Genomic DNA, 25538 nt, shown 5'->3' with positions numbered 1-25538 from the left:
GACGTGCGCTTCCCCCCGGGCATGATCGCTGTGGCGGTGCTGAGCGGCCTCGTGGCCGCCGGCGCCACCGCGCTGCTGGTCGTCCTCGCCCGCCGGGCGGGGCGAGGGTGCGGGCAGGCCGCCGCGTTGGTCGCCGCCGCCGGGGTGTTCGCGCTGTTCAGCCTGCTGATCGGGTGGGCGGTGCCGCTCGTCGGCGGCGCATACCTGGCCGATCAGCAGGGCCTGCGCGTCGGCTGGGCCACCCTGGTCTCCGTCGGCACCGCGGTGAGCGCCTTCGCCTTCGGGGCGGGCCTGCTCCGGCTGACCTGCGCGGGGCCCACCCGGGCGGCGACGGCCCGGCTGGTGCTCGACGGCCTGATCATGGCGACCGCGCTCTGGTTCGTCGGCTGGGTGCTTCTCTCCGAGCCGACCCGGCTGCTCGCCACCGCCATCCCGGCGGCCTGCGCGCCGATCCTGCTGGCCAGCGTCAGCGTGGCGCTCACCGCCGGGCTCACCCTGATCGTGCTCATGCGGGCCGCCGCGCCCCGCCGCCGGCTGGCCTGGCTCGGCGCCGGGATCACGGCGGTCACCTGCGGCGGGTTGGGCATCGCCGGCGGGCTCTGCCAGGCCGTGCCCGGCATGCTGCTGGCCGGCACGCTCCTGCTCGCGGCCGGGCTGCTGACCGCCGCGCTGGCCGTGCACCGGGCCGTGCACCGGGCCGCCCCGCCGGGGCAGCTCGACGTCGACCTGATCCGCCGGGACGGCGAGTACGCCTTCGTCCCGATGGTCGCGATGGCCGCCTCCGCGATGTACCACCTGCTCCAGGGCGGCCGGTTCGACGCGCTGGGCATCGTCGCCGGCAGCGTCGAGGGGTTCGCGCTGGTGGCCCGGCAGTACCTCGCCCTGCACGACGTGCGCCGGTACGCGAGCCGGCTCGCCGAGCGCGAGGCGCACTTCCGGGAGCTGGCCCACACCGACCCGCTGACCGGCCTGGCCAACCGGCGGGGGCTGCTGCGCGCCCTGCAGGACAGCACCGGCTCCGGCGTCCCGTGCGTGCTGCTCGGCCTCGACCTGGACGGCTTCAAGAACGTCAACGACATGCGCGGGCACGACGTGGGCGACGAGGTGCTGGCCGAGGTGGGCCGGCGGTTGCGCGGCAACCTGCGCCCCGGCGACCTGGCCGCCCGGCTGGGCGGTGACGAGTTCGCGGTGCTCATGCCCGGCCGCCCGCCCGACGCCGGCCGGGTCGCCGAGCGGCTGCTCGGGCTGCTCGGCCGCCCGTACGAGCAGCCGGGCGGGCCGGTCTTCCTCTCGGTCAGCATAGGGGTGGCCGGGCAGCCCGACGAGCCGGACACCGAGCTGCTGCTGCGCCACGCCGACCTGGCCCTGCGCTACGCCAAGCAGCGCGGCAAGAACCGGATCGAGCACTACGACGCCACCTACGACGAGCTGCTGCGCCGCCGCACGACGCTGGAGCACGAGCTGCGCGGCGCGATCGAGCGCGACGAGCTGCGGTTGGTGTTCCAGCCGGTGGCGTCGCTGCCGTCGGTGCGTCCGGTGGGCGCGGAGGCGCTGCTGCGCTGGCGCCACCCGGAGCTGGGCAACGTCCGCCCGGACGAGTTCATCCCGCTGGCCGAGGAGTGCGGGATGATCGCCAAGCTCGGGGCGTGGGTGCTGCACCAGGCGTGTCACCAGCTCTCCCGCTGGCTGGCCGACGGGCACGACGTGTGGGTCTCGGTGAACGTCTCCCCCCGGGAGCTGCACGCCCCCGAGTACGTGGTCCAGGTCGCCGAGGCGCTGCGCGCCCACCACGTGCCGCCGCAGCGGCTGGTGCTGGAGGTCACCGAGCACGCCGTCGCGACCGACCTCGACGAACTCGTCCGGCGGCTGACCGCGCTGCGGCGCACCGGCGTCCGGATCGCCCTGGACGACTTCGGCGCCGGGTACTCGTCGCTCGGGCAGCTACGCAGGCTGCCGATCGACATTCTCAAGATCGACCACAGCCTGGTCGCCGAGCACGAGCCGGTCCGCCCGGTGGACACCGACGGCCCGGCCTTCGCCCCGATGGTCGACATCGTCATGCGGCTGGGCCACCAGCTCGGGATGGAGGTGATCGCCGAGGGGGTGACCACCCCCACCGAGCTGGCCGCGGTGGTCGCCGCCGGTTGCCGGTGGGGCCAGGGCGCGCTCTTCGGCTGGGGGGTGCCGGGCGAGCACCTGGAGGCGATGCTGGAGGCCGCCACGTCCGCCGGCGCGCGTCCCGCCCCGGTGTCGGCGCCGCCCGCCGGGCGCCCCGCCGCCGTGCCGGCCCCGCCTGCGGCAGCGCGTCCGCGGCGGCTGCCGACGATGCCCGCCCAACGCCCCGAAGGGGGCGCGTCCGCGCAGCTAGGGGCGGTCGGAGCCGGTGTGCCGGAGAGCACGTCACCGACGCCCGTGAACCAAAATGTGGGATCAGTTGACTCATCGCGTGAGATGCGGCAGGCTTGACCGCATGCCGTCGACCTCTCCGCGAGTACTTACCTGAGCGCACTCTCCGTCATCGAGAGTGCGCTGGCCCCGTGCATCTGCACGAGGGCCGTTTTTATTGCCGTCGGACCCATCCGGGTGTGCCCCGCCCGCGTTGCACCGCCTGAAGAGCATCAGCCACTCCAGCCGAAGGCCTGAACCGCCATGACGAGACCCACGCCAGAGACCCTCGCCCATTCCGCCCGCCGGACCCGTGCCGGCGCCGAGCCGGCGACCGCCGACCAGGTCGCGCCGTCCGCCCCGGCGGCACGGCAGCCCGCGCCCGCGAAGATCTCCGGAGCCGGGTCGCTCGTACGGTCCCTGGAGGCGCTCGGCGTCGACGTCGTCTTCGGCATCCCGGGCGGGGCGATCCTCCCGGCGTACGACCCGCTCTACGACTCCACCGTCCGGCACATCCTGGTCCGGCACGAGCAGGGCGCCGGGCACGCGGCCACCGGGTACGCCCAGGCCACCGGCAAGGTCGGGGTCTGCATGGCCACCTCCGGCCCGGGCGCGACGAACCTGGTCACCCCGATCGCCGACGCGTACATGGACTCGGTGGCCATGGTGGCGATCACCGGTCAGGTGGCCCGGCCGTCGATCGGCACGGACGCCTTCCAGGAGGCCGACATCCAGGGCATCACCCTGCCGATCACCAAGCACAACTTCCTGGTGCAGACGCCGGAGGAGATCCCGCAGGTGCTCGCCGAGGCGTTCCACCTGGCCTCGACCGGCCGCCCCGGCCCGGTGCTGGTGGACATCCCGAAGGACGTCCTCCAGGCGCAGACCACCTTCTCCTGGCCGCCGACGCTGGACCTGCCCGGGTACCGGCCGACCCTGCACCCGCACGGCAAGCAGATCCGGGAGGCCGCCCGGCTGATGACCTCGGCCCGCCGGCCGGTGCTCTACGTCGGCGGCGGGGTGCTCAAGGCCGGCGCCACGGACGGGCTGCGTCGGCTGGCCGAGCTGACCGGCATCCCGGTGGTCACCACGCTGATGGCGCTCGGGGCGTTCCCCGACTCGCACCCGCAGCACCTGGGCATGCCGGGCATGCACGGCACCGTGTCGGCGGTCTACGGCCTGCAGAAGTCGGACCTGATCGTGGCGCTCGGCGCCCGGTTCGACGACCGCGTCACCGGCCAACTGGACTCGTTCGCCCCGGACGCGACCGTCGTGCACGCCGACATCGACCCGGCCGAGATCGGCAAGAACCGGCACGCGGACGTGCCGATCGTCGGCGATGCCCGGCACGTGATCGACGAGCTGATCGCCGCGGTCACCACCGAGCGGTCCGCCGGCCGTCCGGCCGACCTCGGCGACTGGTGGGCCCAGCTCGACGAGCTGCGCAAGCGGTACCCGCTGGGCTACGAGGAGTCGGCCGACGGCTCCCTCTCCCCGCAGTACGTGATCGAGCGGCTCGGGAAGATCGCCGGGCCGGAGGCCGTCTACGTCGCCGGCGTCGGCCAGCACCAGATGTGGGCGTCGCAGTTCATCTCGTACGAGCGGCCGGGCACCTGGCTCAACTCCGGCGGCCTCGGCACCATGGGCTACGCGGTCCCGGCCGCCATGGGGGCCAAGGTGGGCAGGCCGGACACGGTGGTCTGGGCGGTGGACGGCGACGGCTGCTTCCAGATGACCAACCAGGAGCTGGCCACCTGCGCGCTGGAGGGCATCCCGGTCAAGATCGCCGTGATCAACAACGGCAACCTCGGCATGGTCCGGCAGTGGCAGACGCTGTTCTACAACGAGCGGTACTCGAACACCGAGCTGGGCACCCACAAGCACCGCATCCCCGATTTCGTCAAGCTCGCCGAGGCGCTCGGCTGCGTCGGCCTGCGCTGCGAGAGCGCGGCCGACGTGGACTCCACCATCGAGGCGGCGATGGCGATCAACGACGCCCCCGTCGTGATCGACTTCGTGGTCGGCAAGGACGCGATGGTCTGGCCGATGGTGGCCGCCGGCACCAGCAACGACGAGATCATGTTCGCTCGCGGCGTCCGCCCGAACTTCGACGAGGACGATATCTAATGAACCTGCACACCCTGTCCGTGCTCGTGGAGAACAAGCCGGGCGTCCTGGCCCGGGTCTCCGGGCTGTTCTCCCGGCGCGGCTTCAACATCGACAGTCTTGCCGTCGGCGAGACCGAGAACCCGGACGTCTCCCGGATCACCATCGTGGTCAACGCCGAGTCGTCCCCCCTGGAGCAGGTCACCAAGCAGCTCAACAAGCTGGTCAACGTGCTCAAGATCGTCGAGCTGGACCCGCAGGTCTCGGTCGCCCGGGAACTGCTGCTGGTCAAGGTCCGCGCCGACCGGGCCATCCGTGGCCAGGTGCTCGAGACGGTCAACCTGTTCCGCGCCCGGGTGGTCGACGTCGCGCCCGACACGCTGACGATCGAGGCCACCGGCACCCCCGACAAGCTGGACGCGCTGCTGCGCGACCTCGAAACGTTCGGGATCAAGGAGATGGTCCAGTCCGGCACGGTGGCGATCGGGCGCGGCTCGCGTTCGATCACCGCCGGCCCGGCGCTGAGGGCCGCCTGAACCCCTTGCCCGCCACAACACCCGCACAAGCCACGACGGGCCGCCCGGGCCGCCGTACGAAAGGGAAGTCAATGAGCGTTGAGGTGTACTACGACGACGATGCCGACCTGGGCCTGATCCAGGCCAAGAAGGTGGCGGTGATCGGGTACGGCAGCCAGGGCCACGCCCACGCGCTGTCGCTGCGGGACTCCGGCGTCGACGTGGTGATCGGCCTGCCGGCGGGCTCGAAGAGCCGGCCCAAGGCCGAGGAGCAGGGCCTGCGGGTGCTCACCCCGGCGGAGGCTGCGGCCGAGGCCGACGTGATCATGATCCTGGCCCCGGACACCGCCCAGCGGACCCTCTACACGGAGGCGATCGCGCCGAACCTGGCGCCCGGCAAGGCCATCCTCTTCGGCCACGGCTTCAACATCCGGTACGACCTGATCAAGCCGCCGGCTGACGTGGACGTCGCGATGGTCGCCCCGAAGGGCCCGGGTCACCTGGTCCGCCGCCAGTACGTCGACGGCAAGGGCGTGCCCTGCCTGGTCGCCGTCGAGCAGGACGCCACCGGCACCGCCCTCGCGCTGGCCCTGGCCTACGCGAAGGGGATCGGCGGCACCCGGGCCGGCGTGATCCGGACCACCTTCAAGGAGGAGACGGAGACCGACCTCTTCGGCGAGCAGGCGGTGCTCTGCGGCGGCGCGGCGGCCCTGGTGCAGACCGGGTTCGAGGTGCTCACCGAGGCGGGCTACGCCCCCGAGGTGGCCTACTTCGAGTGCCTGCACGAGCTGAAGCTGATCGTCGACCTCATGTACGAGGGCGGCATCGCGAAGATGCGCTACAGCATCTCCGACACCGCCGAGTACGGCGACCTCTCCCGTGGCCCGCGCGTCGTCGACGCCCGGGTCAAGGAGGAGATGCGCAAGATCCTCTCCGAGGTCCAGTCCGGCGAGTTCGCCCGCGAGTGGATCGCCGAGGACGACGCCGGCCGCCCGAACTTCGCCAAGTGGCAGGCCGAGGGCGCGGCGCACCCGATCGAGGAGACCGGTCAGAAGCTGCGGTCCATGATGAGCTGGGTCGACCGGCCGATCACCGAGACCGCCTGACCCGGGCGCGGCCAGCGGGGGGCCCCCCCCCCCCCCCCCCCCCCCCGCGGGGGGGGGCCCGGGGGGGGTGGACCCCCCGCCCCCCCCGGAATTGGGGGTGGTGGTTGGGGGGACCACCCCCCGACCGGGCCGCCCCCCGCCCCCCCCCCCCCCCCGCCCCCCCCGCCGCGCCCCCCGCCCCCCCCCCCCCCCCCCCCCGGGGGGCGGGGGGGCCCGCCGCTGGTGTTTTCCCGCCCGGAACCCCACTGACATGTCGGGTTTGTGAGGGCCCTCACCCCGCAGTCCGGGGCACGCCGGCCGGCCCGCGCCCTAACATCGCGGGTAGGTGCGTAGCCGCCACCTGACGGCCATGGCACGACTCGGCGCAGGGCGCAGTGCGGCGCCCCCACGTCCCGGCCGACCGCCACACGACCTCTACGAGGACCGATGACTCCTGTCGTACTGATCGCCGAAGAACTCGCCCCCGCCGCCATCGAGGTGCTCGCCCACGACTTCGACGTCCGTCACGTCGACGGCACCGACCGTCAGGCCCTGCTCTCCGCGCTCTCCGAGGCCGACGCGGTGATCGTGCGCAGCGCCACGCAGATCGACGCCGAGGCGATCGCCGCCGCCCCCCGGCTGAAGGTGGTGGCCCGGGCCGGCGTGGGTCTGGACAACGTCGAGGTGCCGGCTGCCACCGCGCGGGGCGTCATGGTCGTCAACGCCCCCACCTCCAACATCGTCTCCGCCGCCGAGCAGGCCGTCGCGCTGCTGCTGGCCGTGGCCCGCAACACCGCCAGCGCCAGCGCCGCGCTCAAGGCCGGCGAGTGGAAGCGGTCCAAGTACACCGGCGTCGAGGTGCAGGGCAAGACCGTGGGCGTGGTCGGCCTCGGCCGGATCGGGGTGCTCTTCGCGTCCCGGATCGCCGCCTTCGGCACCCGGCTGATCGCGTACGACCCGTACATCCAGCCGGCCCGCGCGGCGCAGCTCGGGGTGCGCCTGGTCGGGCTGGAGGAGCTGCTGCGGGAGAGCGACTTCATCTCGATCCACCTGCCGAAGACCCCGGAGACCGTGGGCCTGATCGGCGAGAAGGAGCTGGCGATCGTCAAGCCGGGGGTGCGGATCGTCAACGCCGCCCGGGGCGGGCTGGTCGACGAGCAGGCCCTCGCCGACGCGCTCGCCGAGGGCCGGGTCGGTGGCGCCGGCGTCGACGTGTACGTCAAGGAGCCGTGCACCTCCTCGCCGCTGTTCGCCTTCGACAACGTGGTGGCCACCCCGCACCTGGGCGCCTCCACCGCCGAGGCGCAGGACAAGGCCGGCCTGGCCGTGGCCAAGAGCGTGAAGCTGGCGTTGCAGGGCGAGTTCGTGCCGGACGCGGTCAACGTGCAGGCCGGCGGCGTGGTCGCCGAGGACGTCCGCCCGCTGCTGCCGCTGGCCGAGAAGCTCGGCCGGGCGTTCACCGCCGTGGCCGGCGGGGTGGCCGCCAGCGTCACCGTCGAGGTGCGCGGGGGAGTCGTTAACCACGACGTCTCGGTGCTCAAGCTCGCGGCCACCAAGGGGCTGTTCAGCTCCGTGGTCGAGGAGCAGGTCACCTACGTCAACGCGCCGCACCTGGCCGCCGAGCGTGGCGTCGAGGTCAACCTCGCCAGCCAGGCCGACACCGCCGAGCACCCGACCCTGGTGACCGTCCGCGGCGCGCTGCCGGACGGCCGTACGGTCAGCGTCTCCGGCACGGTCACCCACGCCGGCGCCCGCGACGTCCTCAAGCTCACCGAGGTGGACGGCTTCGACGTGGAGATCGGCGCGGAGGGCATCCTGCTCTTCCTGCGCTACGTGGACCGGCCGGGCGTGGTCGGCACCGTCGGCACCCTGCTCGGCGAGGCCGGTATCAACATCGCGGCGATGCAGGTGGCCCGCCGGGAGGCCGGCGGTGAGACGCTGATGACCCTCACGGTCGACCAGGCGCTCGGCGCGGACCTGCTCACCTCCGCGGCTGACTCGATCGGCGCGACCTCGGCCAGCGCGGCCGACCTGCGCGACGAGTAGGTCCACCCAGGAGCCGAGTGACACGGCGTCCAGGCAGGACGGATCGGGGGCCCGGCCGAACGGCCGGGCCCCTCGCCGTCAAACCGGTCAGCGGCGCGCCGGGGCGGGTGGCGGGTAGACCGAGCCGTCCTGGTAGTCGAACAGCATCAGGTGGCACTCGCCGGCCAGCCGCTCGATGTCGAGCAGCACCTGGTCCTCGCAGGCCGGGTTGAGGTTCATCTCGATGTGGTCGTTGGCCGTGTGCAGGGGCGCGACCTCCCACGGGGAACCCGGGCCCGCCGGTCGGTCCGGATAGCGGGCGGTGATCGCCCGGTAGAAGGCGACGACCCGTGGGTCCGGGTAGCGGTCGTCGTGCTGTCCCTGTCGGCACCTTTGCACCGCTGCCCGCACGTCCATGGGCGTGACCCCGTCCGGGAGGGCCCACACGCTCAGATCGAAACTCACGGCGGACAGCGTGCCATCCCGGGCCGGGGAAGTCACCGTGACCCCGCCGCAGGTCAGTCGCGAAACTTCCGAGCGTCCTTCGGGGACGGTCCGCTGTGGAGACCCTTGCATCGAGTTACGGCGATTCGCTAGCGTACTCGTGCGGTCACTGGTTGAGTTCGGCGTCGGCCCGTCTTCGGGTGGCGCGGTTGACGTCCGCCCCGGCCCGGGTCCGCACCCCTCGATTGCGCGAGCCACGCGCACTCGTCGCTGACCGGCCCCCACGGCCGTTGCCGAGACCGTGGGGGTCGATCGCGGGTCACCCACGGCCGGGATGCGAAGACCGGCCGCCGAGGGTGGCCCGGTCGGATCTCAGCGGGGGCGGTGCGCGAACAGCGCCCGGTAGCCCGACCCGTCGCGGAACCAGTCCAGCCCCGCCGGGCCCGCGGCGTAGAGCGCGGTGGCGTAGGCGTCGGCCACCGCCAGGTCCGGCCCGATCACCGTGGCGGCATCGAGCTGGTCGGCGGGCTCCCCGGTGTGCGGGTCGACCACGTGCCCCCGCCGCCCGGTCACCCCGGAGGTGCCCACCGCGCCGGCCGTCATCTCCAGCACGAGCGGAGGCCGGCGAGAGTCGGTCGGGTGGTGCACGGCCACCCGCCACGGGCCGCCGTGCGCGGCGTGCCCGCGTACCACCAGGTCGGCGCCGGTGAGCACGGCGTAGTCGTGGATGCCGGCGGCGCGCAGCCGGGCCGCGGCCCGCTCCACCGCCCAGCCGCCGAGCAGGCCGCCCGGGTCGAAGCCGCCGGGCACCGCCCACGCGTCGAACCAGCCGTCGGTCGCCGCCCGCATGGCGGCGCACCGGTCCACCAGGTCGGCCAGCGGCGGGTACGACTCGGGGCTGATCTCCCCCCGGCGCAGCCGGGAGACGAGGCTGTCGCGCCGGTTCGGGCCGTAGGTGAGGTCGATGGCGCGCAGTTCGGCGACGGCGTCGGCGAGCGCCTCGCCCACCCCGCGCCGGCCCAGCCAGCTCGGGGCGTTGAGCAGCAGGGAGTACTCCGCCGTGCTGGTGCCTACGGTGTGCTGCACGGCGATCCGGTCGGCGGCGGTGCCACCGGCCCGGTCGAGGCGGTGGGTGCGGCTGCCCAGGCGCAGGTCGGGGCGGCGGCTGGCGAATGTCGACTGGTCCACCCACTGCGTGCGGGGCTGCTCGTCGACCCATCGGTGCCGGGGCTGCTCGTCGATCCGCATGGCAGTTGCTCCTTCGCTGACGGCGCCGCAGCGCCGCGACGAATCCCGTCCGGGCCCCGTGACCCGTTCGCCATCGACCCTAAGCAGCGAAGTTGACCACACCATGAATCCCACCTGGGAGCCTGCTGTGCGTTCCTGTCCCAGAATGCGGAAGCACCGTACCGGGAGGCGGGACGGAGTCGTACCGTTGCGGAAGACGACGAGGCGAGGGAGCTCACGACGTGGCACGGATCGCGGTGGTGGCCGGGGACGGGATCGGATCCGAGGTGGTCGCGCAGGCCCTCAAGGTCGTCGACGCCGTCCTCCCCGGGGTGGAGACCACCGAGTACGACCTCGGCGCGGCCCGTTATCACCGCACCGGCGAGGTGCTGCCGGACTCCGTCCTGACCGAGCTGGCCGGGCACGACGCGATCCTGCTCGGCGCGGTCGGCGACCCGACCGTCCCGCCGGGCGTGCTGGAGCGCGGCCTGCTGCTCAAGCTCCGGTTCGCCTTCGACCAGTACGTCAACCTGCGCCCGTCGCGGCTGTGGCCGGGCGTGGCCGGCCCGCTGGCCACCGTCAAGCCCGGCGAGGTCGATCTGGTCGTGGTCCGGGAGGGCACCGAGGGGCTCTACGCCGGCGCGGGCGGCTCGCTGCACCGGGACACCCCGGCCGAGGTGGCCACCGAGGAGAGCCTGAACACCCGGCACGGGGTGGAGCGGGTCATCCGCGACGCGTTCGCCCGGGCGTCCCGCCGCGAGCGGCGCAAGGTCACCCTGGTGCACAAGACCAACGTGCTGACCCACGCCGGGTCGCTGTGGGCCCGCGCCTTCGCCGCCGTGGCCGCCGAGCACCCGGACGTGGCCACGGAGTACCAGCACGTCGACGCCGCCGCGATGTTCCTGGTCACCCAGCCCCAGCGGTACGACGTGGTGGTCACCGACAACCTCTTCGGCGACATCCTCACCGACATCGCCGCCGCGGTCACCGGAGGCATCGGGCTGGCCGCCAGCGGCTGCATCAACCCCACCGGGGCGTACCCGTCGATGTTTGAGCCGGTGCACGGCTCCGCGCCGGACATCGCCGGCCAGGGCATCGCCGACCCGGTGGCCGCCGTGCTCTCCGCCGCCCTGCTGCTCGACCAGCTCGGGCACGCTGACGCTGCGGCACGGGTGACCGCCGCCGTCGGCGCGGAGCTGGCCGGCCGCGCCCCGGGCGTACCGTTGCGCACCGCCGAGGTGGGCGACCGCCTCGCCGCGCACGCGACGGCCTGACGGCGGCCCCGCCCCGCCCCGGCGCCCCGAGGAACGGGCGTCTGAACAGCCGGAACGCCCGTTCGGGGCGTCCGTCCCGCCGGCATGCGGTTACCCGCTGAACGACCGTTCGGGGTAAGTTGCTGGCACCAGTGAATCCGGCGTGCGGTCCCGCCGCCGTCGTCCCAGGGAGGTCCGCGCGATGAGCGGTGGTGACATGCTCGACTTCGAGATCCGTCCGAATTCCACGCCGGTATCCGCTGTGGACCGGGCCGCCCTGCTCGCGAACCCGGGCTTCGGCCGGGTCTTCACCGACCACATGGTCACCATCCGGTACGCGGAGAGCAAGGGCTGGTACGACGCCCGGATCGAGGCGCGCGCGCCGATCCCGTTGGACCCGGCCGCCGCGGTGCTGCACTACGCGCAGGAGATCTTCGAGGGCCTGAAGGCCTACCGCACCGGCGACGGCGCGGTGACCATGTTCCGGCCGGAGGCCAACGCCGCCCGGTTCGCCGACTCGGCCCGCCGGATGGCGATGCCGCAGCTCCCGCCGGAGACGTTCGTCGAGTCGCTGCGCCGGCTGGTCGAGGTCGACCGGGAGTGGATCCCCGAGGGCGACGGGAGCAGCCTCTACCTGCGACCGTTCATGTTCGCCAGCGAGGTCTTCCTCGGCGTCCGCCCGGCCAACGAGTACCTGTACGTGGTCATCGCCTCTCCGGCGGGGGCGTACTTCTCCGGCGGGGTCAAGCCGGTGACGGTGTGGGTGTCGCCGGACTACACCCGCGCGGCCCCGGGCGGCACCGGCGCGGCCAAGTGCGGTGGTAACTACGCCGCCTCGCTGGCCGCCCAGGCCGAGGCGATCGAGGCCGGCTGCGACCAGGTGGTCTTCCTCGACGCCGTGGAGCGCCGCTTCGTCGACGAGCTGGGCGGGATGAACGTCTTCTTCGTCTACGACGACGACACCCTGGTCACCCCGCCGCTGACCGGCACCATCCTGCCGGGCATCACCCGCGACGCGATCCTCACCCTGGCGGCCGAGGCCGGCCACCGGGTCGAGGAACGGCCGGTCAGCTTCGCCGACTGGCAGGCCGACGCGGCCAGCGGCCGGCTGCGCGAGGCCTTCGCCTGCGGCACCGCGGCCGTGGTCACGCCGATCGGCAAGGTCCGCTTCTCCGACGGCGAGTTCCTCGTCGGCGGCGGCGAGCCGGGCCGGGCGACCACCGACCTGCACCGACGGCTGGTGGACGTCCAGCGGGGCCGGGCCGCCGACCCGCACGGATGGGTCACCCGGGTCCTCTGAGCAGTGGCTCCAATGCCCGGGGCGCCCGCTGCCCCGGGCATTTCTCGCCGCCCCACCGCGCCTGGCGCCCGTCGCCGGTCTCGGTCCCCCCACCGCGCCCGGCACCCGTCGCCGGGTCGAGGGAGCGGCCGGGACGGAGGTCAGTCCAGCAGGTGGTCGCGCAGGGCGGTGAGCTGGGCGTCGGTGACACCGGCGTGCCGCAGGTACCCCTCGACGGAGCCGTGTCCCGCGCGCAGCTCGGTCAGGAACAGCGACATCGCCTCGGCCGGGGACGCCAGGAACGGCGCGGGGAGTTCCTCGGCCTCGGGGGTGGTGGCGGCCACCCAGGCGCTGAACCGCGCCGACGCCTCCGTGCTCAGCGCGTAGTCGGCGGCGATGTCGGCGTCGCTCACGCCGAGCACCGAGAGGACCAGCGCGCAGACGATGCCGGTACGGTCCTTGCCGGCCACGCAGTGCACGACGACCGGGGCGGCGCCGCTGTCGGCGATCAGCCCGACCGCCTCGGCCAGCCCGGCGGCGCCGGTCCCGGCGAGGGCGGCGTACAGGTCGGCGAGGTGGCGGGCCAGACTTGAGCCGGGCTCGTAATGCGACTCCGCCCACGGGGTGTGTTCCGGGTGGACGTGCCGGTAGGTGAGCCCGTCCAGCTCCGGCACCCGGCCGTCCCGGGCCACCTCGTACGGGCGGCGCAGGTCGATCACGGTGCGGATGCCGAGGGCGACGAAGGCGTCCCGGTCGGCGCCGTCGATCCGGTGTGGTGAGTCCGAGCGGTAGAGCCGTCCCCAGGCGACGGTGCGCCCGTCGCCCGCCGGGTAGCCGCCGACATCACGGAAGTTGAACATCGCGGAGAAGGGAATTCTGCGGTTAACCTCGATCGCGTCCACCCTGACACGGTAACGGCCGGTGGGGGTTGACCCCACCGGCCGTGACGGTTGAACCGAGCCCCGCCGGCCGGGCCGGCGGCACCGGTCAGCGGGCGGTGCCCGGGGGCAGGTTGCCGTAGCTCTCGTCGTAGTAGCCGCCGAGCTTGTCCCGGTACGCCGGGTCGCTGTGGCTGTTCTCGTCGTACTCAGGCGCGGCCTTGATCTGGTCCTTGTCGCGGTCGACGTGCACCTTGCGCTCGTCGTGGTCGACGTGGTTGACCGTGCCGGCCGGCAGCATGACCTTCTTGCCGAAGATCCACGGGCCGGTGTCTACCACGAGGTAGCTGCTGCCGACCTCGTGGCTCGCGCTGTCGATCTTGCCGATGCCGCCGTCGGTGGCCTCGACCTTGTAGCCGACCAGGTCGGCGTCGGCCGCCGACGCCCGGTCACGGTAGCTCCACGGGTCGAACGCACCGGCGGGGGCGCCGCCGGCGATCGAACCCTGCCCGCCGTGGGTCATGGGCTCCGGCGTGCCGTGTGTGGTGTGCGGGTCGAGCCTGTCCATGGGGTGCTCCTGCCTCGACTGTCGTAGTCGTCTCGGAGAGGGGGTGTTCTCGTGTCCGAAATACACCTACCCAGCCCGGTCGGCCCCTACACACGTGCCGCCGGAAACGCCGACTCCGCCGGCACCGCGGTAGCGGCGTCGGCGGAGTCGGGGCGGCGGGCTCAGGCCAGCGCGGCCTGCGCGTCGAGCGCCACCGCGGCGGCGTGCACCACGGCGGCGATCCGCAGTCCCTCGTGCACCTGCTCGCGGGTGAAGCCGGCCCCGCGCAGCGTCTTCTCGTGCGACTCCAGGCAGACGCCGCAGCCGGTGATCGCCGAGACGGCGAGGCACCACAGCTCGAAGTCGCCCTTCTCCACACCCGGTCGGGCGATGATCTGCATCCGCAGCCGGGCCGGCATCGACGCGTACTGGTCGTCGCCGATGAGGTGCTTGGCCCGGTAGTAGACGTTGTTCATGGCCATGATCGTGGCGGCGCCCTTGGCCGCCTCGACCGCCTCGGCGGTGAGGTGGCCGGCGGCCTCGGCGGCGATCTCCCGAAGCACCACCGGGTTGCGCGCCGCGACGGCGCAGGCCAGCGCGGTGCCCCAGGCCTGCTCCGGCTTCAGCGTAGAGGCGCCGACGGTGGAGCCGAGGTTGAGCTTGATGTCCTTGGCGTACTCCGGCAGGGCTGCCTTGACCGCGTCGAGACCCATCGTCAGACCCCGGCGCCGGCGAGCAGCTTGGTGGCGTCGAGGGTGTCGCCGCCCTTGTTCCAGTTGCACGGGCACAGCTCGTCGGTCTGCAGCGCGTCGAGCACCCGCAGCACCTCGGAGACGTTCCGGCCGACCGAGCCGGCGGTCACCATGGCGAACTGGATCTCGTTGTCCGGGTCGACGATGAAGGTGGCGCGCTGGGCCACGCCGTCCTCGCCGAGCACGCCGCAGTCGGCGGTCAGCTCGCGCTTGATGTCGCTGAGCATGGGGAAGGGCAGCTCGCGCAGGTCCGGGTGGTCCTTGCGCCAGGCGTAGTGGACGAACTCGTTGTCCACCGACACGCCGAGCACCTGGGCGTCCCGGTCGGCGAACTCGCCGTTCAGCCGGCCGAACTCGGCGATCTCCGTCGGGCAGATGAAGGTGAAGTCCTTCGGCCAGAAGAAGACAACCCGCCACTTGCCCTGGTGAGACTTGTGGTTGATCGACTCGAACGCGTTGTCGGCGTCGAGAGACACGCAGGCGGTGAGTTCGTACTCGGGAAAGCGGTCACCGACAGTGAGCACGGGGTCCTCCTTGACAGCGGCACGAGGCCGGTAACTGGATCTGTTCCAGATACTGCCGCAGCGGTGTTTCGGCTTGGTAGCGGCCAGGTGACTTGTGAAGCCGATCACCAGCGGCGGGTTCTGCGCCGCAGGTGGGGGCGGATGAGGTATCGCAACCCTGCGTCACCGTCCCGCCATGTGGATTGTGCCTCCCAGAACGGTGGGGTGGGTGGCAGAGTGGTGATCGTGACCAGCAGCGTCGTCATTATCGGCACCTAGCGCGCCCGGCCTCCCTCCGCCGAGCGCGCAGACCTCCCGCATCCGCGGGAGGTCTTTTTGTTGGTCCCGCCCCGCCCCGCCCCGTCCCGCCGCCCCGTCCCAGCCGCGCCCGAGAGGACCCTTCATGACGTTCCAGGTCTACGACACGACGCTGCGCGACGGCGCCCAGCGAGAGGGGCTCACCTACTCGGTGGTCGACAAGCTGGCCGTCGCCCGGCTGCTCGACGAGTTCGGGGTCGGCTTCATCGAGGGGGGCTGGCCGGGCGCCGTGCCGAAGGACACCGAGTTCTTCCGCCGGGCCCGCACCGAGCTGGACCTGAAGCACGCCCAGCTCGTCGCGTTCGGGGCGACCCGCAAGGCCGGCGTCGCGGTCGCCGACGACCCGCAGGTCCGGGCGCTGCTGGACGCGCGGACCCCGGCCGTCGCGCTGGTCGCCAAGGCCGACCTGCGGCACGTCGAGCGGGCGCTGCGCACTACCGCCGCCGAGAACCTGGCGATGATCCGGGACACCGTGACACACCTCGTCGCCGAGGGACGGCGGGTCTTCGTCGACGGCGAGCACTTCTTCGACGGCTACCGGCACGACCCGGCGTACGGGGCGGCGGTGGTCCAGACCGCGCTGGCCGCCGGCGCCGAGGTGATGGTGCTCTGCGACACCAACGGCGGGATGCTGCCCTCCCAGGTGACCGCCGTGATCGCCGACCTGGTCGCGCGGACCGGCGTCGATCCCGGGCGGCTCGGCATGCACGCCCAGAACGACACCGCCTGCGCGGTGGCCAACACCATCGCGGCCGTCGAGGCCGGCGTCCGCCACGTCCAGGGCACCGCCAACGGGTACGGCGAGCGCCCCGGCAACGCCGACATCTTCGCCGTCGTCGCCAACCTCCAACTCAAGCTCGGGCTGCCGGTCCTACCGGACGGCTGCCTGGAGCAGATGGTGCGGGTCTCCCACGCCATCGCCGAGATCGCCAACATCGCCCCCGACACCCACCAGGCGTACGCCGGGGCCGCCGCCTTCGCTCACAAGGCAGGGCTGCACGCGAGCGCGATCAAGGTGGATCCGCTGCTCTACAACCATGTGGACCCACGCGTGGTGGGCAACGACATGCGGATCCTGATCACCGAGATGGCCGGCCGGGCCAGCGTCGAGCTGAAGAGCCGCGAGCTGGGCCTGGACCTGGCCGGCCATCCGGAGACCCTGTCGAAGGTGACCAGCCGGGTGAAGGAGCTGGAGGCCGGTGGCTGGTCCTTTGAGGCCGCCGACGCCTCCTTCGAACTGCTGGTCCGCTCCGAGCTGCCCGGCGCCGCGCCGACCCGGCCGTTCGCCCTGGAGTCGTACCGGGTGCTGGTCGAGCACCGCGAGGACGGCGCGGTGGTGTCCGAGGCCACCGTCAAGATCCGGGTACGCGGCGAGCGGGTGATCGCCACGGCCGAGGGCAACGGCCCGATCAACGCCCTCGACGAGGCGCTGCGGGTCGGCCTGTGCCGGCACTACCCGGAGCTGCGTGACTTCGAGCTGGCCGACTACAAGGTACGCATCCTGGAGGGCAGCCACGGCACCGGCGCGGTCACCCGGGTGCTGGTGGAGACCGCCGACGGGACGGGCCGGGACTGGACGACCGTCGGCGTGCACCCGAACGTGGTGGAGGCGTCCTGGCGTGCCCTCGTCGACGCGCTCACCTACGGCCTGGACCGCGCCCACGTCTGAGCGGGGGCGCGGTGCCGACGCGCAGGGGTCGCCCGCTCACCCGCCCGTCGGGGGTGGGGCGGGCACCCGCAGCCCCGCGAGGACCGCGCGGTGGTCGCTGCCCGGCAGCGGGTGCACCGCCACCGACCGGACGGCGATCCGCCGGTCCACCAGCACGTGGTCGATCGTCACCGGCGGGATCAGGTCACCGTCGTAGGGCCCCCAGGTGCCGGTGAGCCCGGCGCCGGCCGCATCGGCCGCGTCGGCGTACCCGGTGGCCAGCAGGGAGCGCAGCGGCGCGTGGTCGAGGGTGGCGTTGAAGTCCCCGGCCAGGATCGACAGCCCCGCCGTCGGGGTGGCCGCCGGCTGCGCCTCCAGATCGGCACGCCAGGCCCCGACCTGGTCGACCGCGTACGGGGCCGCCGGATGGGCCGACTCGATCCGCACCGGCGGCCCGCCCGGCGGCAGTACCGTGCCGTACGCCTGGCTGAAGCCCCAGCCGCCGCGGTTCTGCCGGATCCCGCCCCCGACGATCGGGAACCGGGCGTAGAGGCCCGAGCCGGTGGTGCCCACCTGCGGGTTGAGCTGCCGGTGGGGCAGCAGGCCGGCCAGGCCCAGCCGGTCCAGCTCGGTTGCCGCCTCAGGGGTGAACTCCTGCACGGTCAGCACGTCGACCCGGTGCGCGCGGACCAGGTCCACCACGGTGCGGACGTCGGCCGCGCCGGCCAGCAGGTTGGCGGTGAGCAGCCGCAGCTCCGGCCCCTGCGCGGCGGGCTGCCCGCCGGGCAGCGCCCGGGGCGCGACCGTCCCGATCAGCGCCACCGCGACCAGGGCCGCGACCGCCGCCGGCCAGCGGCGCCGCAGGGCGAGCGCGAGTAGCAGCGGCACGGGCGTCCAGGCCGCCACGTACGGGGTGAAGGCGACCGCCTGCACGAGCGGGCCCCGTTCCAGGCCGGTCAGCCGGACCGCAGCCCAGGCCAGCCCGGGCGCCACGGCCAGCCAGCAGAGCCACGCGCGGGCCCGGGCACCCCGGTCGAACCCGGGCGGCGCCTTCTCGGACGTGTCCACGGCGACACGCTAGCGCCCGTGTCGAGGTGCGGGAGACGCCCGGCCACGTCTCCGGCGGCGGGCAGGCGATCGCCGCCAACCGGAACCGGCCATCAGGAGGTCTGGGGGTGCACGGCAGCCTGTCGGGCGTGATCGTCTGCTGATTTGTGAGACGCCACGCCGGGCGAGTTCTCCAAAATCAGCAGACGATCGTGAAGTCCCCACCCCGGGGGCGGGGCGGGGCCGGGGGCGGGAACGCCGACGCTGACGTCGTCGCCGACCGGCGGGGACACCGCAACGCCCCCTTTGCTCTGCTGCCCCCGGTGCAACGCGGGCGGAGCGTGACGGTTCTGCCGGCCTCTCGTGTTCCTGGCGTGGTGCCGCTCCGCGGCAGGTACGCCTCCCGGCGCCTATGAAGCTGAGTCGGATACGACATCAGCCACGCTCGCCGTGCTCGGCGACCGCAAGCGACGGGGGCGGTGGGTAGCGCGACGGTGGCCCGACGGCGGTGATGACGTGGACGACTCAGCTCCATAGGCCCGCCCCACAGCATCGACCGCCGCGCCCATAGCTCCGCCCCGGGCCACGGTCCCCGGGCCACGGTCCCCGGGCCACGGTCCCCGGGCCGGCCAGGGATCGCACCCGCGACAACGCAGTGACCCCGGGCCCGGGCGCCTTTCGTGAATTTCCCAGCGCTCATGTTTCGCAATTTTTCGATCGTCTGAATAAATCTGAAACGCCGTGGCCGCCTATTGACCATGCGCTTTTCACGGTGCTAGTTTCCACCTGGTTCCAGCCCCGGCGTTCTCGGTAGTAATGCCTGTTCAGGGGCCGTCTGGCGGCCTGCTCCTCCGGCATTGTCAATGTGTCGGCGAGGGCTGTGTCGACGTTCCTGAGAAGCGCCGATCGGGCTCGGAATCAATCCGACTCGTTGCCTGACGAGCCGGTCGTTTCGACACGGTTAACAAAAGGGGAACCTGTCATGGCGAGATTCATTTCCGGTAGGGCGGCTGCGGTCACGTTCGGGGTGCTGGCGCTGACGCTGACCGGTGGCGGTATCGCCGTCGCCGAGACGACGACGGCGAAGCCCGTGGCCCAGACCGGGCAGCCGGGGGCCCGCCCCCCCGCGCGGGTGGGCCAGCCGACGGTGACGCCGGCCGAGGCGGCCCAGGCCAAGGCGGCGCTGCGGGAAGGCGTGAGCCCGTCCTTCGTGGCCGGCTCCACCTCCTTCGCGGTGGTCAGCAGCGCCGGCGTGCTGCTCCGCGGGCACGACTCGGTCTCCGCGACCAGGTACGGCCCCGGCCAGTACCAGGTCATCTTCAACCACAGCCTGGTCCGGGGCGCGTACGTGGCCAACGTCGGCGACGCCGCCAACTGCTGCGTCCCGCCGGCCGGCGAGGTCTCGGTCGCGCCGCGGCTCGGCACGCCGAACGGCGTGTTCGTGCAGACGGTCGACTCGACCGGTGCCCCGTCGGACCGGCCCTTCCACCTGGCGGTGTTCACCCCCTGATCCGTGCCAACCGACGACGCCGGCCCCGGTGGGCCGGCGTCGTCGCGTCCGCTCCCGGACCCGGGGCGTGCTTTGCGGCGGATCGGCGACGGTCGCCCCGGTCAGGGGGACAACGGGCCCCGAGTGGCGTAATTTCCGACGTTTGCCGGACCGCCGGCCGGGAAGCAAGCACCGTGACGGACATCTCGGACACCCTGGCCAGCCTGCCCAGCCCGGTCGATCCCGATCCGACCGGCGCCGAGCTGCAACAGACGCTCTTCGAGGTCAAACGCGTGATCGTCGGGCAGGATCGGCTCGTCGAACGCCTGCTCACCGCGCTGCTCGCGAACGGCCACTGCCTGCTGGAGGGCGTCCCCGGCGTGGCCAAGACGCTCGCCGCGCACACCCTCGCCACTGTGGTCGGCGGAACCTTCTCCCGGATCCAGTTCACCCCGGACCTGGTGCCCTCCGACATCGTCGGCACCCGCATCTACCGGGCCTCGAAGGAGAGCTTCGACGTCGAACTCGGCCCGATCATGGCCAACCTGCTGCTCGCCGACGAGATCAACCGTGCCCCGGCCAAGGTGCAGTCCGCGCTGCTCGAGGCGATGGCCGAGCGGCAGGTCTCCATCGGTGGGCGGAGCTGGCCCGTCCCCGACCCGTTCCTGGTGCTCGCCACCCAGAACCCGATCGAGTCCGAGGGCGTGTACCAGCTCCCCGAGGCGCAGCGCGACCGGTTCCTCCTCAAGATCGTCGTGGACTACCCGGGGGACGCCGACGAACTGGCCATCCTCTACCGGATGAGCGCCGGCCGGCCGAGTCCCCGCCCGGTGCTCGACCCCGGGCGGCTGCGCGCGCTGCAACGCCGGGCCGGCGACGTCTTCGTGCACCACGCCCTCGCCGAGTACGTCGTCCGGCTGATCCTGGCTACCCGGGACCCCGGCCGGTTCGGGCTGCCCGAGATCGCGCCGTTGCTGGCGTACGGGGCCAGCCCCCGGGCCACCCTGGGCCTGGTCGCCGCCGCCCGGGCCCAGGCGCTGCTGCGCGGCCGGGACCACGTGCTGCCCGAGGACGTCCGGGAACTGGCGGTGGACGTCCTCGCCCACCGGCTGGTGCTCTCCTTCGACGCGGTCGCCGACGGGGTCTCCGCCGAGGCGGTGGTGCGCCGGCTGGTCGACGCGGTGCCGCCGCCGCGGATCGCCACCCACCACACCGGGTACGCCACCGACCTGGCGGCGGCGTGAGGGGCTCCGCCGTCCCGCCCGCCCGGGGCGGGACCACGCGGGCGTCGAACGGGGCTCCACCGACGTGGAGCGGGGCCCCGCAGGCCGCCCCGACCCTGGCCGACCCGACCCTGGCGGACCTAGCGCCCGGCGGGCGGCTGCGCCGGCTGGAGCTGACCGTCACCCGCCGCCTGGACGGGCTGCTGCACGGCCAGTACCGCGGGCTGCTGCCCGGCCCGGGCAGCGAGGTCGCCGGCAGCCGCGAGTACCGGCCGGGCGAGGACGAGGTGCGCCGGATGGACTGGGCCGTCACCGCCCGGACCACCGTCCCGCACGTCCGCGAGGTCGACGCCGACCGGGAGCTGACCACCTGGTTGCTGGTGGACGCCAGCCCGAGCATGGAGTACGGCACCGCCGAACTGGACAAGCGCGAGCTGGCGGTGGCCGCGGTGGCGGCGGTCGGCTTCCTCACCGCCGGCTCCGGCAACCGGCTCGGCGCCCAACTGCTGGCCCCGGACGGGCTGCGCCGGTTCCCCGCCCGCAGCGGCCGGACCCACCTGCTCGGGCTGCTCCGCACGTTGCTGTCCGCGCCGCGCGTCGGCGGGTACGAACTGGACACCGCGCCGCTGGCGCCCCCGGACCTGACCGACGGGCTGGCCGCGGTGGGGCGGGTCGCCACCCGACGGGGCCTGGTCGTGGTGGTCTCCGACTTCCTCGACGGGCTGCCCGACGACCCGGCGGCCCCGCCGCCCTGGGAGGCGCCGCTGCGCCGGCTCGCCGTGCGGCACCAGGTGCTCGCCGTGCAGGTGACCGACCCGCGTGAACTGGAGCTGCCGGACGTCGGCCTGATCACCCTGGTCGACCCGGAGACCGGCCGGCATCGGGAGGTGTGGACCGGCGACCTCCGGCTGCGCGAGCGGTACGCCGAGGCCGCCGCCGCCCAACGTGACCAGGTCAGCCAGGCGCTGCGCCGGTGCGGGGCGGGCCACTTGCCGCTGCGCACCGACCGGGACTGGTGCGCCGACATCGTCCGGCACGTGCACGCCCAGCGCCGGCTCGCCCTGGCGCCGGCGGCGAGCGGGGGCGGCCCGACGCGGGGGCCGGGCACGGCGCGGGGAGGTGCCGCGTGAACTGGCAGTCACCCGCCCGGCTCTGGTTGCTGCTCGGGGTCGCCGCCCTGGCCGCCGGCTACCTGCTGGCCCAGCGCCGCCGCAGCCGGTACGCCGTCCGCTTCACCAACCTGCGGCTGCTCGACCGGGTCGCCCCGCACCGCCCCGCGTGGCGCCGGCACCTGCCGGCCGGCCTCTTCCTGGCCATGCTGGCGCTGCTGGTGGTGGGCTTCGCCCGTCCGCACGACGAGGTGCGGGTGCCCCGGGAACGGGCCACCGTCATGGTGGCCGTGGACGTGTCGACCTCGATGCTCGCCTCCGACGTCGAACCGGACCGGCTCAGCGCGGCCAAGCAGGCCGCCCGGCGGTTCGTCGACGGCCTGCCCGACGAGTTCAACGTGGGGCTGGTCGCGTTCGCCGGCAGCGCCGCGGTGCTGGTGCCGCCCGGCACCGACCGGGAGGCCCTGCACGAGGGCATCGACCGCCTCGCCGAGGGTGCCACCGGCGTGCAGGGCACCGCCATCGGCGAGGCGATCAACACCTCGCTCGGCGCGTTGAAGGGGCTGGACAGCCAGGCGGCCAAGCAGCCACCGCCGGCCCGGATCATCCTGCTCTCCGACGGGGCGAACACCTCCGGCATGGACCCGATGGAGGCCGCCGACGAGGCGGTCGCGGCGAAGGTGCCGGTGCACACCATTTCGTTCGGCACCCCGTCCGGGTTCGTCGACCGGGGCGGCCGGCCCATCCAGGTGCCGGTGGACGGGCAGACCCTCAGGGCGGTCGCCGACTCCACCGGGGGCGGCTTCCACGAGGCGACCAGCAGCGCGGAGCTGCGGGCGGTCTACGACGACATCGGCACCTCGGTCGGCTACCGCCGGGAGCGGCAGGACGTCTCCGCCCGGTTCATCGGGCTCGGGCTGGTCCTGGCGATGGGGGCCGCGGCGGGGTCGATGCGGTGGTTCTCCCGGCTGCCCTGAGCTGGTCAGGCGGGTTCCCGGCGCGTCGGCACGCCGACCATTCCGGTTTCCCGAGACGGACATCTGCGGTGACGAGGACGTGAGGAGCGCACGCATGGCAGTGCAGACCGGACTGGGCGAGCCGCGCGGACCGTGGTTCGTCTCGCCCGAACTCGACCCGGACGGACGGGGCCGGTGGGACGTGCCCGGTCAGGAGGGTGGCGGCTGGCGGCGCGGCTGGCGGGACCGGCTGCTGGCCGCCGCCGGGGTGGTGGCCCTGTCCACCCTGTCCGGCGCGGCGGCCGGCATGTGGGTCGCCGACGAGGCCGGTGCGCCGGGCCCGTCGGCGGCGTCGGCGGCACCGGTGCCCGCCGAGCTGGTCACCGCCGCCGAGCGGACCGTGCCGGGCGTGGTTTCGGTGCTGGTCGGGGGCGCGTCCGGTGCCGCGGCGACCGGCTCCGGGTTCGCCATCGACGACCAGCAGCACCTGATCACCAACGACCACATCCTGGCCAAGGGCGGCGGTACGGCGGTCACGGTGGAGCTGCCGGACGGCCGGCGGTTCCCCGCCGAGGTGGTCGGCCGGGAGCCGGGCAGCGACCTGGCCGTGCTCCGGGTGCCCCCGGACGCCGGCCTGGCCCCGCTGCCACTGGCCAAGCCGGGCGCCACCCGGGTCGGCGAGCCGGTGCTCGCGGTCGGTTCCCCGCTCGGGCTGGCCGGCACCGTCACCGCGGGCATCGTCAGCGCGCTCGACCGCCAGGTGCGGCTCGGCACCACCCGACACCGGGCGGTGCAGACCGACGCGTCGATCAACCCGGGCAACTCCGGCGGCCCGTTGGTCAACGCCCGGGGCGAGGTGGTCGGGGTGAACACCGCCATCGCCACCATCGACGGCAGCGGCTCGATCGGCATCGGTTTCGCCATCCCGATCGAACAGGTGCAACAGACCGCCGACACCATCATCGGCAAGGGCGGCTGAGCCCCCGGCCCCTCGGGGGATGCCCGACCACCGGCGCGGGTGGGGCGCTAGCCTCGGGGCGTGGACGACGGACTGCGGGTGACCGACCGACTGGTCGTGCCGGACGCCGAGCTGCGCGAGCGGTTCTCCCGCTCGTCGGGCCCGGGTGGGCAGGGCGTCAACACCACCGACTCGCGGGTGGAGCTGAGCTTCGACGTGGCCGGCTCGCCGAGCCTGCCGGAGCCGCTGCGCGCCCGGGCGCTGCAACGCCTGGCCGGCCGGCTGGTCGACGGGGTGCTCACCATCGCCGCGAGCGAGCACCGGGCCCAGCTCGCCAACCGGGAGGCGGCCCGGGAGCGGATGGTGGCGCTGCTGCGCGAGGCGGTGGCCCCGCCACCCCCGCCACGCCGCCCGACCCGCCCGTCGCGGCGCGCCAAGGAGCGCCGCCTCGCCGACAAGAAGCGCCAGTCCCAGCGCAAACGCGACCGCCGGGCCGACGACGACTGACGTGCCGGCGGAAAATCGGGGAGGCCGTTGAGGGACGGGCGGCGATCTGGTGGAATAGCCCTGGGAGTAACCGGGCCGTCACCGACCGCACGACGTCACGTGACAGGAGCCCCCTCACCATGCTTCGAAGGCCAATCGTTCCGGCCCTGCTCGCCGCCCTCGCGGCCGTTTCCCTCACCCTGCTGACCGGGCTGTTCGCCGCCACGCCCACCCTTCCCGCGTCCGCCGCGCCGGCCGCCGCCGCGCCGGTACGGATCATGCCGCTCGGCGACTCGATCACCGGCTCGCCCGGTTGTTGGCGGTCCATCCTCTGGAACCGCCTCCAGTCCACCGGCCACACGAACATCGACTTCGTCGGCACGCTCGGCCCGCAGGGCTGCGGGCAGGCGTACGACGGTGACAACGAGGGCCACGGCGGGTACCTGGTGACGAACGTCGCCAACCAGAACCTGCTCCCCGGCTGGCTCTCCGCCACCCACCCCGACATCGTGCTCATGCACTTCGCCACCAACGACGTGTGGAGCAACATCGCGCCGGCGACCATCCTGGCCGCCCACTCGAAGCTGGTGGACCAGATGCGGGCCAGCAACCCGGCGATGCGGGTGATCGTTGCGAAGATCATTCCGATGGCCCCGGCCAGCTGCGCCGAGTGCGGGCAGCGGGTGGTCGCGTTCAACAGCGCGATCGACGGCTGGGCGGCGGGGAAGACCACCGCACAGTCCCCGATCGTGGTCGTCGACCAGTGGGCGGGCTTCAGCACCGCCACCGACACGTACGACGGGGTGCACCCCAACGCCGCCGGCGATCAGAAGATGTCGGACCGCTGGTACCCGGCGCTAGTCGCCGCGCTCTCCGGCACCACCCCCACCCCCACCCCGACCCCGACGAACACGCCGACGCCGACGCCCACCGCCACGCCGACGGCGACGCCGACCCCGGGGGCCGGCTGCACGGCCGGCTACCGGATCGTCGGGCAGTGGCAGGGCGGCTTCCAGGGTGAGGTGACCGTCCGCAACACCGGGACCGCCCGGACCGCCGGCTGGACGGTCGGCCTCACCCTCCCCGACGGCCAGCGGATCAGCCAGGGGTGGAACGCCGAGCTGACCCAGACCGGCGGCGCGGTCACCGCCCGCAACGTGAGCTGGAACGGGGCGCTCGCCCCGGGCGCGGAGGCCACCTTCGGTTTCCTCGGCAGCAGCACCGCCGCGCCCACCGTCCCCACCCTGAGCTGCACGGCGAGCTGAGGCCGGGAGGCTGAGGAGGGGCCCCTGCCGCGCCACGGGC

General features: G+C 73.7%; 22 protein-coding genes. 15 read left to right on the top strand and 7 right to left on the bottom strand.

From position 1 onward, the window contains the following. The first annotated feature begins 3 nt into the window (after positions 1 to 3). The 5 genes from ACFYZF_RS06560 (at position 4) to serA (ending at position 8137) form a co-directional block, all read left to right on the top strand. Positions 4 to 2466 (top strand): putative bifunctional diguanylate cyclase/phosphodiesterase, encoded by a 2463-nt coding sequence (locus tag ACFYZF_RS06560; protein ID WP_387016628.1) that lies wholly within the window; start codon positions 4 to 6, stop codon positions 2464 to 2466. Between the two features lie 183 nt (positions 2467 to 2649). Then, positions 2650 to 4512, top strand: coding sequence for an acetolactate synthase large subunit (locus tag ACFYZF_RS06555; protein ID WP_387016626.1), 1863 nt, complete (start codon positions 2650 to 2652; stop codon positions 4510 to 4512). Continuing rightward, positions 4512 to 5027: an acetolactate synthase small subunit gene (gene ilvN, locus ACFYZF_RS06550; RefSeq protein WP_387016624.1), complete on the top strand. Its 516-nt coding sequence runs from the start codon at positions 4512 to 4514 to the stop codon at positions 5025 to 5027. Before ACFYZF_RS06555 ends, ilvN begins: the two co-directional genes overlap by 1 nt. A gap of 71 nt (positions 5028 to 5098) precedes the next feature. Further along, entirely contained in the window at positions 5099 to 6112 is a 1014-nt protein-coding gene (gene ilvC, locus ACFYZF_RS06545; RefSeq protein WP_387016622.1) for a ketol-acid reductoisomerase, read from the top strand. A gap of 426 nt (positions 6113 to 6538) precedes the next feature. Then, the gene (gene serA / locus ACFYZF_RS06540; protein WP_387016620.1) at positions 6539 to 8137 is read left to right on the top strand and encodes a phosphoglycerate dehydrogenase; all 1599 of its coding nucleotides are present in this window, start codon (positions 6539 to 6541) and stop codon (positions 8135 to 8137) included. 87 nt (positions 8138 to 8224) lie between these two features. On the opposite strand, the gene ACFYZF_RS06535 is transcribed toward serA, so the two are convergent. Together ACFYZF_RS06535 and ACFYZF_RS06530 are read right to left on the bottom strand one after the other, a co-directional pair. Continuing rightward, a complete protein-coding gene (locus ACFYZF_RS06535) occupies positions 8225 to 8581 on the bottom strand; it encodes a hypothetical protein (protein ID WP_387016618.1) in 357 nt (118 codons plus the stop codon). Between the two features lie 351 nt (positions 8582 to 8932). Then, positions 8933 to 9808: an FAD:protein FMN transferase gene (locus ACFYZF_RS06530; protein WP_387016617.1), complete on the bottom strand. Its 876-nt coding sequence runs from the start codon at positions 9806 to 9808 to the stop codon at positions 8933 to 8935. Between the two features lie 221 nt (positions 9809 to 10029). Between ACFYZF_RS06530 and ACFYZF_RS06525 the strand changes: the two genes are divergently transcribed. Continuing rightward, on the top strand, positions 10030 to 11061 hold the full coding sequence (locus ACFYZF_RS06525) for a 3-isopropylmalate dehydrogenase (RefSeq protein WP_387016616.1): 1032 nt from the start codon (positions 10030 to 10032) through the stop codon (positions 11059 to 11061). A 181-nt stretch (positions 11062 to 11242) separates the two neighbouring features. Then, positions 11243 to 12340: a branched-chain amino acid aminotransferase gene (locus tag ACFYZF_RS06520; protein WP_387016614.1), complete on the top strand. Its 1098-nt coding sequence runs from the start codon at positions 11243 to 11245 to the stop codon at positions 12338 to 12340. A gap of 140 nt (positions 12341 to 12480) precedes the next feature. Here the strand turns inward: ACFYZF_RS06520 and ACFYZF_RS06515 are convergent, their stop codons facing one another. The 4 genes from ACFYZF_RS06515 to ACFYZF_RS06500 form a co-directional block, all read right to left on the bottom strand. Next, positions 12481 to 13221: a tyrosine-protein phosphatase gene (locus tag ACFYZF_RS06515; protein WP_387016612.1), complete on the bottom strand. Its 741-nt coding sequence runs from the start codon at positions 13219 to 13221 to the stop codon at positions 12481 to 12483. Positions 13222 to 13306: 85 nt separating this feature from the next. Beyond that, on the bottom strand, positions 13307 to 13765 hold the full coding sequence (locus ACFYZF_RS06510) for a PRC-barrel domain-containing protein (RefSeq protein ID WP_387016611.1): 459 nt from the start codon (positions 13763 to 13765) through the stop codon (positions 13307 to 13309). A gap of 161 nt (positions 13766 to 13926) precedes the next feature. Continuing rightward, positions 13927 to 14457, bottom strand: coding sequence for a carboxymuconolactone decarboxylase family protein (locus ACFYZF_RS06505; RefSeq protein WP_387016609.1), 531 nt, complete (start codon positions 14455 to 14457; stop codon positions 13927 to 13929). A 2-nt stretch (positions 14458 to 14459) separates the two neighbouring features. After that, entirely contained in the window at positions 14460 to 15020 is a 561-nt protein-coding gene (locus ACFYZF_RS06500; RefSeq protein WP_387016607.1) for a peroxiredoxin, read from the bottom strand. A 382-nt stretch (positions 15021 to 15402) separates the two neighbouring features. Between ACFYZF_RS06500 and cimA the strand changes: the two genes are divergently transcribed. Further along, on the top strand, positions 15403 to 16986 hold the full coding sequence (gene cimA / locus ACFYZF_RS06495) for a citramalate synthase (RefSeq protein ID WP_387016605.1): 1584 nt from the start codon (positions 15403 to 15405) through the stop codon (positions 16984 to 16986). Positions 16987 to 17022: 36 nt separating this feature from the next. Here the strand turns inward: cimA and ACFYZF_RS06490 are convergent, their stop codons facing one another. Further along, complete coding sequence (locus ACFYZF_RS06490; protein WP_387017119.1) at positions 17023 to 17964, bottom strand: endonuclease/exonuclease/phosphatase family protein; 942 nt, start codon at positions 17962 to 17964, stop codon at positions 17023 to 17025. Positions 17965 to 18994: 1030 nt separating this feature from the next. On the opposite strand from ACFYZF_RS06490, the gene ACFYZF_RS06485 reads away from it, so the two are divergent. The 7 genes from ACFYZF_RS06485 to ACFYZF_RS06455 all read left to right on the top strand — a co-directional run bounded on the left by ACFYZF_RS06485 (position 18995) and on the right by ACFYZF_RS06455 (position 25498). Continuing rightward, entirely contained in the window at positions 18995 to 19522 is a 528-nt protein-coding gene (locus tag ACFYZF_RS06485; RefSeq protein ID WP_387016602.1) for a hypothetical protein, read from the top strand. Positions 19523 to 19695: 173 nt separating this feature from the next. Continuing rightward, the gene (locus tag ACFYZF_RS06480) at positions 19696 to 20745 is read left to right on the top strand and encodes an AAA family ATPase (protein WP_387016601.1); all 1050 of its coding nucleotides are present in this window, start codon (positions 19696 to 19698) and stop codon (positions 20743 to 20745) included. Between the two features lie 95 nt (positions 20746 to 20840). Next, positions 20841 to 21854: a DUF58 domain-containing protein gene (locus ACFYZF_RS06475; RefSeq protein ID WP_387017117.1), complete on the top strand. Its 1014-nt coding sequence runs from the start codon at positions 20841 to 20843 to the stop codon at positions 21852 to 21854. Beyond that, positions 21851 to 22810: a VWA domain-containing protein gene (locus ACFYZF_RS06470; RefSeq protein ID WP_387016599.1), complete on the top strand. Its 960-nt coding sequence runs from the start codon at positions 21851 to 21853 to the stop codon at positions 22808 to 22810. The genes ACFYZF_RS06475 and ACFYZF_RS06470 overlap by 4 nt, the downstream gene beginning before the upstream one ends. A gap of 94 nt (positions 22811 to 22904) precedes the next feature. Continuing rightward, the gene (locus ACFYZF_RS06465) at positions 22905 to 23768 is read left to right on the top strand and encodes a S1C family serine protease (RefSeq protein ID WP_387016597.1); all 864 of its coding nucleotides are present in this window, start codon (positions 22905 to 22907) and stop codon (positions 23766 to 23768) included. Between the two features lie 60 nt (positions 23769 to 23828). Next, positions 23829 to 24254 carry an alternative ribosome rescue aminoacyl-tRNA hydrolase ArfB gene (arfB, locus tag ACFYZF_RS06460; protein WP_350885831.1) on the top strand — a complete coding sequence of 142 codons (426 nt, stop codon included), beginning with the start codon at positions 23829 to 23831 and terminating at the stop codon, positions 24252 to 24254. 119 nt (positions 24255 to 24373) lie between these two features. Continuing rightward, the gene (locus ACFYZF_RS06455; protein WP_387016595.1) at positions 24374 to 25498 is read left to right on the top strand and encodes a cellulose binding domain-containing protein; all 1125 of its coding nucleotides are present in this window, start codon (positions 24374 to 24376) and stop codon (positions 25496 to 25498) included. The last annotated feature ends 40 nt before the right edge of the window (positions 25499 to 25538 follow it).

Origin of the sequence: Micromonospora sp. NPDC001898 (assembly GCF_042891255.1) — a bacterium.
Classification (GTDB): Bacteria; Actinomycetota; Actinomycetes; order Mycobacteriales; family Micromonosporaceae; genus Micromonospora.
This window is presented reverse-complemented; position numbering and strand designations above follow the sequence as displayed.

What these genes read in the sequence shown, in the direction of transcription:
- ACFYZF_RS06555 (WP_387016626.1), top strand. Translation starts at nt 2,650, where the DNA reads ATGACGAGACCCACGCCAGAGACCCTCGCCCATTCCGCCCGCCGGACC.
- ilvN (WP_387016624.1), top strand. Translation starts at nt 4,512, where the DNA reads ATGAACCTGCACACCCTGTCCGTGCTCGTGGAGAACAAGCCGGGCGTC.
- ilvC (WP_387016622.1), top strand. Translation starts at nt 5,099, where the DNA reads ATGAGCGTTGAGGTGTACTACGACGACGATGCCGACCTGGGCCTGATC.
- serA (WP_387016620.1), top strand. Translation starts at nt 6,539, where the DNA reads ATGACTCCTGTCGTACTGATCGCCGAAGAACTCGCCCCCGCCGCCATC.
- ACFYZF_RS06530 (WP_387016617.1), bottom strand. Translation starts at nt 9,808, where the DNA reads ATGCGGATCGACGAGCAGCCCCGGCACCGATGGGTCGACGAGCAGCCC.
- ACFYZF_RS06520 (WP_387016614.1), top strand. Translation starts at nt 11,243, where the DNA reads ATGAGCGGTGGTGACATGCTCGACTTCGAGATCCGTCCGAATTCCACG.
- ACFYZF_RS06510 (WP_387016611.1), bottom strand. Translation starts at nt 13,765, where the DNA reads ATGGACAGGCTCGACCCGCACACCACACACGGCACGCCGGAGCCCATG.
- ACFYZF_RS06505 (WP_387016609.1), bottom strand. Translation starts at nt 14,457, where the DNA reads ATGGGTCTCGACGCGGTCAAGGCAGCCCTGCCGGAGTACGCCAAGGAC.
- cimA (WP_387016605.1), top strand. Translation starts at nt 15,403, where the DNA reads ATGACGTTCCAGGTCTACGACACGACGCTGCGCGACGGCGCCCAGCGA.
- ACFYZF_RS06485 (WP_387016602.1), top strand. Translation starts at nt 18,995, where the DNA reads ATGGCGAGATTCATTTCCGGTAGGGCGGCTGCGGTCACGTTCGGGGTG.
- ACFYZF_RS06465 (WP_387016597.1), top strand. Translation starts at nt 22,905, where the DNA reads ATGGCAGTGCAGACCGGACTGGGCGAGCCGCGCGGACCGTGGTTCGTC.
- ACFYZF_RS06455 (WP_387016595.1), top strand. Translation starts at nt 24,374, where the DNA reads ATGCTTCGAAGGCCAATCGTTCCGGCCCTGCTCGCCGCCCTCGCGGCC.